Here is a 6,403-nt window from a genome sequence, read left to right as displayed (position 1 = left end):
GGCCTGGCAGCGCGAGGGGGCGGGCGGTGCCCGTGACGCCGGGGTGCGGCCCGTCCCGGTGGCCCGCCTCGCCGACGGGCTCGCCGGCGCCGGCGGGGCCATGCTCGCCGTCCTCGCCCACCGGGGGACGCTGCTGGCGGTCGTGCTCGGCGACGGGCGGCCCCGGCTAGCCACGCTGGGACCCGTCGTGCGTGCGGTGGAGGACGCGCGGGCCGTCCGCGCCGACCTCGACCTGCTCGCCGTCCGCGGCACCCCGGCCGTCATCGCCGACGTGGCGCGGCGCTCGCTGGCCTCCGGGCTCGCCCGCCTGTCGGCGCAGCTGCTCGCGCCCGTCATGGGCCTCGACCCCGCCCGCCCGCTGCTGGTCGCGCCCACCGCGGTGCTGTCGCTCGTGCCGTGGGGGATGCTCAAGGGGCTGCGGGGCCGCACGGTCACGGTGAGCGCGACGGGCACGTCGTGGCTGCGCGGCAGGCCGGGGGAGTGGTTCTCCCGAGGCGCCGGGGTCGAGGCGGTCCTCGGGCCGGGCCTGGACCACGGGGACGCGGAGCTCGACGCCGTGTCGCGGGCCTGGGGCGGGGCCACCCTCACCCGGCGGGCCGACGCCGCGGCCGCGCGCGAGGCCGCCGCCCGCGCCGACGTCCTCCACGTCGCGGCGCACGGGGTGCACGAGCCACAGAGCCCGCTGTTCAGCCACCTGCGGATGGCCGACGGGCCGCTGTTCGGCCACGAGCTCCACGACCTGCCGAGGCTCCCCAGCCACGTCGTGCTGTCCGCCTGCGAGCTGGGCTGCGCCGAGACCCGGGCGGGGGACGAGCGCCTGGGCATGACGGCGGCGCTCCTGCAGGCCGGCGTGGGCAGCGTCGTCGCCGGGGTCGCCCGCGTGGAGGACGGCGTGAGCGCGCAGGTGGCCGCCGCCCACCACCGCGGCCTCGCCGCCGGCCTGGCCCCGGCGAGGGCCCTGGCCGAGGCGCTCGCAGGGCTCCCGGACGGCTCGCCACCGGCGCCGTTCGTCTGCTTCGGCTCGGGCTGGTAGACCGCTGCCGGCGGATTTCGTCCAGCGCCCGCGCGTGGCGTAGGCTTGCCCGTTGGCGCACGGCTCTGTCCCGTCACCCCCCGCGGCTGGTCCGGGTGGACGGGACCTGTCACACGTCGCCTCGGTCGCACCGCCGGTGCGGCTACACCCATGAGGCTCCCCACCAGGAGCACGTAGCGATAGCGGAGGCACATGCCGAAGAAGGACGGGGTCATCGAGATCGAGGGCAGCGTGGTCGAAGCCCTCCCCAACGCCATGTTCCGCGTCGAGCTGGAGAACGGGCACAAGGTCCTGGCCCACATCTCCGGGAAGATGCGGCAGCACTACATCCGGATCCTCCCCGAGGACCGCGTGGTGGTGGAGCTCAGCCCGTACGACCTGTCCCGCGGACGCATCGTCTACCGCTACAAGTGACGGCCCGTCCCGAGAGGGACAGCCGCCAGGGAGTCCATCGATGAAGGTCAAGCCCAGCGTCAAGAAGATCTGCGACAACTGCAAGGTGATCCGCCGTCACGGCCGGGTCATGGTGATCTGCACCAACCTGCGCCACAAGCAGCGCCAGGGCTGATCACCGCCCCTGCACCACCGCACCACCCTTGCGTCACCCGTCAGCCCCCGGCCACGCCGGCGGCGGACGACACCCCCGGTCGAGGGCCGGGGACCACGGGAGCCCCCGCGGACGGTGCCGCTCCAGACCCTCGAGCACTGAGAGGCAACTGACATGGCACGTCTCGTCGGTGTCGACCTCCCCCGCGAGAAGCGGGTCGAGATCGCGCTCACCTACGTCTTCGGCATCGGCCGGACCCGGTCCCACGAGACCCTCGCGGCGACGGGCATCAGCCCCGACGTCCGCGTGAAGGACCTCACCGAGGACCAGCTCGTCGCGCTCCGCACCTACATCGAGGCCACGTACCGCGTCGAGGGCGACCTCCGCCGCGAGGTGGCCGCCGACATCCGGCGCAAGGTGGAGATCGGCTCCTACGAGGGCCTGCGCCACCGCCGCCACCTGCCCGTCCGCGGCCAGCGCACCAAGACCAACGCACGTACCCGGAAGGGTCCGAAGCGGACCGTCGCCGGCAAGAAGAAGGTCGGCAAGAAGTGAGCCCCGCTCCTTCCGCCGCTCACCGGACCGTCTGACCAGGAGAGACCAGCCGCATGCCACCCAAGACCCGAGCCGCGTCCGCCGCGCGCAAGCCGCGCCGCAAGGAGCGGAAGAACATCGCCGCGGGCGTCGCCCACATCAAGAGCACCTTCAACAACACCATCGTGTCGATCACCGACCCGGGCGGGAACGTCATCGCCTGGGCCTCCTCGGGCCAGGTCGGCTTCAAGGGCTCGCGCAAGTCGACGCCCTTCGCCGCGCAGATGGCCGCCGAGGCCGCCGCGCGCCGTGCGCAGGAGCACGGGATGAAGAAGGTCGACGTCCTGGTCAAGGGGCCGGGCTCCGGCCGCGAGACGGCGATCCGGTCCCTGACCGCCGCCGGCCTTGAGATCGGTGCGATCTCCGACGTCACCCCGCAGCCGCACAACGGCTGCCGCCCGCCCAAGCGCCGCCGCGTCTGAGCGCCAGAGCCTGAAGAGGAGAAGACACACACATGGCTCGTTACACCGGCCCTGACTGCAAGCGGTGCCGCCGCGAGAAGACCAAGCTCTACCTCAAGGGCGCCAAGTGCGACACGCCCAAGTGCCCGATCGAGATCCGGCCCTATCCGCCGGGCGAGCACGGCCGCGCGCGCACCAAGGAGTCCGAGTACCTGCTCCAGATGCGCGAGAAGCAGAAGATGGCCCGCATCTACGGCGTCCTCGAGAAGCAGTTCCGCAACTACTTCGAAGAGGCCTCCGGCCAGCAGGGCAAGACGGGCGACAACCTGCTCCGCCTGCTCGAGTCCCGCCTGGACAACGTCGTGTACCGCGCCGGCTTCGCCGCCAGCCGTGACATGGGCCGCCAGCTGGTCAAGCACGGGCACTTCACCGTCAACGGCCACAAGGTCGACATCCCGTCGTTCCGCGTGAGCGAGAACGACATCATCGAGGTGCGCGCCAGCAGCGTGGAGTCCACGCCGTTCGTCGTCGCCCGCGCCCAGGTCGGGGAGCGCACCGTGCCCGCGTGGCTCGAGGTCAACCCCGACCGGATGATGATCCTGGTCCACGGCCTGCCGGCCCGCCAGGTCATCGACACCGCCGTCCAGGAGCAGCTGGTCGTCGAGCTCTACTCCAAGTGAGCCCACGGGGCCGCACCCCTCGGGGTGCGGCCCCTGCACGTCACCCGGGCGTCATATAGCGGACGCCCCGAAGAAGGAGAACACCCGTGCTCATCGCACAGCGCCCCACCCTGTCCGAGGACGTCGTCGGCGACGCCCGCTCGCGGTTCGTCATCGAGCCCCTCGAGCCCGGCTTCGGCTACACCCTCGGCAACAGCCTCCGCCGCACCCTGCTGTCGTCCATCCCTGGCGCGGCCGTCACGAGCATCCGCATCGACGGCGTGCTCCACGAGTTCTCGACGGTCACCGGTGTCAAGGAGGACGTCACCGAGATCATCCTGAACCTCAAGGAGCTCGTGGTCTCCAGCGAGTTCGACGAGCCGGTCGTCATGTACCTGCGCAAGCAGGGCCCCGGCCTGGTCACCGCCGCGGACATCGCCCCGCCCGCCGGCGTCGAGGTGCACAACCCCGAGCTGGTCATCGCCACGCTCAACGAGAAGGGCAAGCTCGAGGTGGAGTTCACCGTCGAGCGCGGTCGCGGCTACGTCTCCGCCGCCCAGAACAAGAACGTCGAGTCCGAGATCGGCCGCATCCCGGTCGACTCCATCTACTCCCCGGTCCGCCGCGTGACCTACAAGGTCGAGGCGACCCGCGTCGAGCAGCGCACCGACTTCGACCGGCTCATCGTCGACGTCGAGACCAAGAGCTCGATCAGCCCGCGCGACGCCATGGCCTCGGCCGGGCGCACGCTCACCGAGCTGTTCGGCCTGGCGCGCGAGCTCAACGTCGAGGCCGAGGGCATCGACATCGGCCCGTCGCCGAACGACGCCGCCCTGGCGGCCGACCTCGCGCTGCCGATCGAGGAGCTGGACCTCACCGTCCGCTCGTACAACTGCCTCAAGCGCGAGGGCATCCACTCCGTCGGCGAGCTCGTCGGCCGCAGCGAGGCGGACCTGCTCGACATCCGCAACTTCGGTGCCAAGTCCATCGACGAGGTCAAGGCCAAGCTCGCCGGCCTGGGCCTGCAGCTCAAGGACAGCCCCCCCGGGTTCGACCCCGCGGTGGCGCTGGCCAGCTACGCCGAGTCCGACACGGAGGACCCGTTCTCCACGGCGTACGACGCCGACGACACCTCGGCCGTCGAGGACGAGCAGCTCTGACCACCCGCTGCCCGTCTTCCTGACCGGGCGCACCCGACCGGACGCCGGCCCCCGCCGGCACCGACCACACCGAGGAGAACTCCATGCCCACGCCCACCAAGGGACCCCGTCTCGGCGGGGGACCGGCGCACGAGCGGATCATGCTCGCCAACCTCGCGACGTCGCTCTTCGAGCACCGGCGCATCACCACCACCGAGGCCAAGGCGCGCCGCGTCCGCCCGCTCGCCGAGCGCATGGTGACGTTCGCCAAGCGCGGTGACCTGCACGCCCGCCGCCGGGTGATGACGGTCATCAAGGACAAGAGCGTGGTGCACTTCCTGTTCACCGAGATCGCCCCGCTCGTCGCGGAGCGTCCGGGCGGCTACACGCGCATCACCAAGATCGCCGCGCGCAAGGGCGACAACGCGCCGATGGCCGTCATCGAGCTGGTCCTGGAGCCCTTCAGCCCCAAGGTCGCCACGGTGAAGGAGGCGGAGGCCGCCACGCGTCGCTCCGCCGGCTCGTCCGCGCAGTCCGCCCCGGCCGCCGAGGCTGAGGCGGCCAAGGACGACACGGTCGAGGCAGCAGCCGAGGGTGACGTCGAGGGCGCCGTCGACGGTGCCGCCGGGGCCGAGGAGGCCGCGGAGGACGCCCGCGAGGAGTCCGTGCCCGACGTCGCCGAGGCCCAGGCCGACGCGGAGGTCGCGACCGAGATCGCCGAGGACGTCATCGACGAGCCCGACACGTCGGTCCCGGACGAGAAGGCCTGACCCTGCACCTGCACCGATGACCCACCAGCCCCACCACGGACCCGCCGTCGCCAGCGACGGCGGGTCCGTGCGTCTGCGCCTGGACCTGGCCTACGACGGGGCGGGGTTCCGCGGCTGGGCCGTCCAGCCCGGCCAGCGGACGGTCGCGGGGCTGCTCGAGGAGTCCCTGGCGACGGTCCTGCGCACCGACGTGCCCCGCATCCGCTCCGGCCTCGTGGTGGCCGGGCGGACCGACGCCGGTGTCCACGCCACGGCCCAGTGCGTCCACGTCGACGTCGACCAGGAGTCGTTGGCGCGCGCCGGCGGCACCGTGGGCGCCACCCGCCGGCTGCGCTCCCTGCTGGCGCCGGAGGTGCGGCTGACGGCGATGGCGCCGGCGCCGCCCGGCTTCGACGCCCGGTTCTCGGCGCTGCGGCGGCACTACCGCTACCGGGTCTGCGACGACCCCGCGGGCCCGGACCCCCTGCGCCGGCACGACACGCTCGCCCACCCCCGCCCCCTGGACACGGGCCTGCTGACCGCCGCGTCGCGGCAGCTGCTCGGCCTGCAGGACTTCGCCGCCTTCTGCCGCCGCCGCGAGGGCGCGACGACGGTACGGACGCTGCTGTCCTACGTCTGGTCCCGGGAGCCGGACGGGACGGTGGTGGCCCAGGTCACCGCCGACGCGTTCTGCCACTCCATGGTGCGCGCCCTGGTCGGCGCGGTGCTGCCGGTCGGGGACGGGCGTGCCGTCATGGGTTTCCCGCTGGAGGTGCTCCTGGCCCGGCGCCGGGACCCCCGGGTCACCGTGGCCGCGGCGCACGGCCTCACGCTCGTGGCCGTCGACTACCCCGACGACGCCGGGCTCGCGGCCCGGGCCGTGGAGTCGCGCGCCCGCCGGGACGACTGACGTCAATGCATCCTTGACAGCCGCGCGGACGTCAAGGGAAGGTTGACGCATGACGCCCCTCGACGACCCACCTGCCACGCGTGCCCTCCACTCACGGCTCCTGCCGCTGGCCCTGCTGCTGCTCGCCGTCGTGCCGGCCCTGGCCGCCCTCGTGGTGACCCACGACGGGGTCGACACGGCCCTGGGTGCGGTGACCGGGGCCTCGGTGGTCCTGCTGCTCTTCGTCCTGCTCGTGCAGGTCCTGCGCGCCCGCGTGCGCCGGGCGGAGCGCGAGGGCGAGGACCAGCGCCGGCTCGACGGGCTGGAGCCGCTGCGGGCCGCCCGGCGCGGCACGCGGCCCGACCGGTGACCCCCGCCCGGACCGTCGGCAC

10 protein-coding genes are annotated in these 6,403 nt (G+C 73.3%); all 10 read left to right on the top strand.

The window, feature by feature from the left end; translation table 11 throughout:
- Positions 1-1,033, top strand: a 1,033-nt coding sequence (locus WCS02_RS16035; RefSeq protein ID WP_340295045.1) for a CHAT domain-containing protein, incomplete at its 5' end; no start/stop codon positions are given.
- A gap of 192 nt (positions 1,034-1,225) precedes the next feature.
- The gene (infA, locus tag WCS02_RS16030; RefSeq protein ID WP_336920739.1) at positions 1,226-1,447 is read left to right on the top strand and encodes a translation initiation factor IF-1; all 222 of its coding nucleotides are present in this window, start codon (positions 1,226-1,228) and stop codon (positions 1,445-1,447) included.
- Positions 1,448-1,487: 40 nt separating this feature from the next.
- Positions 1,488-1,601, top strand: coding sequence for a 50S ribosomal protein L36 (gene rpmJ / locus WCS02_RS16025; RefSeq protein ID WP_110851912.1), 114 nt, complete (start codon positions 1,488-1,490; stop codon positions 1,599-1,601).
- 153 nt (positions 1,602-1,754) lie between these two features.
- On the top strand, positions 1,755-2,135 hold the full coding sequence (gene rpsM, locus WCS02_RS16020; RefSeq protein WP_340295043.1) for a 30S ribosomal protein S13: 381 nt from the start codon (positions 1,755-1,757) through the stop codon (positions 2,133-2,135).
- Positions 2,136-2,188: 53 nt separating this feature from the next.
- Positions 2,189-2,596 (top strand): 30S ribosomal protein S11, encoded by a 408-nt coding sequence (rpsK, locus tag WCS02_RS16015; RefSeq protein ID WP_340295041.1) that lies wholly within the window; start codon positions 2,189-2,191, stop codon positions 2,594-2,596.
- Positions 2,597-2,628: 32 nt separating this feature from the next.
- Positions 2,629-3,255: a 30S ribosomal protein S4 gene (rpsD, locus tag WCS02_RS16010; protein ID WP_340295039.1), complete on the top strand. Its 627-nt coding sequence runs from the start codon at positions 2,629-2,631 to the stop codon at positions 3,253-3,255.
- A gap of 86 nt (positions 3,256-3,341) precedes the next feature.
- Entirely contained in the window at positions 3,342-4,394 is a 1,053-nt protein-coding gene (locus WCS02_RS16005) for a DNA-directed RNA polymerase subunit alpha (RefSeq protein WP_340295038.1), read from the top strand.
- Positions 4,395-4,477: 83 nt separating this feature from the next.
- On the top strand, positions 4,478-5,143 hold the full coding sequence (gene rplQ, locus WCS02_RS16000) for a 50S ribosomal protein L17 (protein WP_340295036.1): 666 nt from the start codon (positions 4,478-4,480) through the stop codon (positions 5,141-5,143).
- Between the two features lie 16 nt (positions 5,144-5,159).
- Positions 5,160-6,032, top strand: a complete 873-nt coding sequence (locus tag WCS02_RS15995; protein WP_340295034.1) for a tRNA pseudouridine synthase A — start codon at positions 5,160-5,162, stop codon at positions 6,030-6,032.
- Between the two features lie 49 nt (positions 6,033-6,081).
- The gene (locus WCS02_RS15990; RefSeq protein ID WP_340295032.1) at positions 6,082-6,381 is read left to right on the top strand and encodes a hypothetical protein; all 300 of its coding nucleotides are present in this window, start codon (positions 6,082-6,084) and stop codon (positions 6,379-6,381) included.
- Positions 6,382-6,403 lie beyond the last annotated feature (22 nt).

This window comes from Aquipuribacter hungaricus (assembly GCF_037860755.1).
Classification (GTDB): Bacteria; Actinomycetota; Actinomycetes; order Actinomycetales; family JBBAYJ01; genus Aquipuribacter; species Aquipuribacter hungaricus.
The sequence above is the reverse complement of the archived record's forward strand: the minus strand, read 5'-3'. Positions and strand labels throughout refer to the sequence as shown.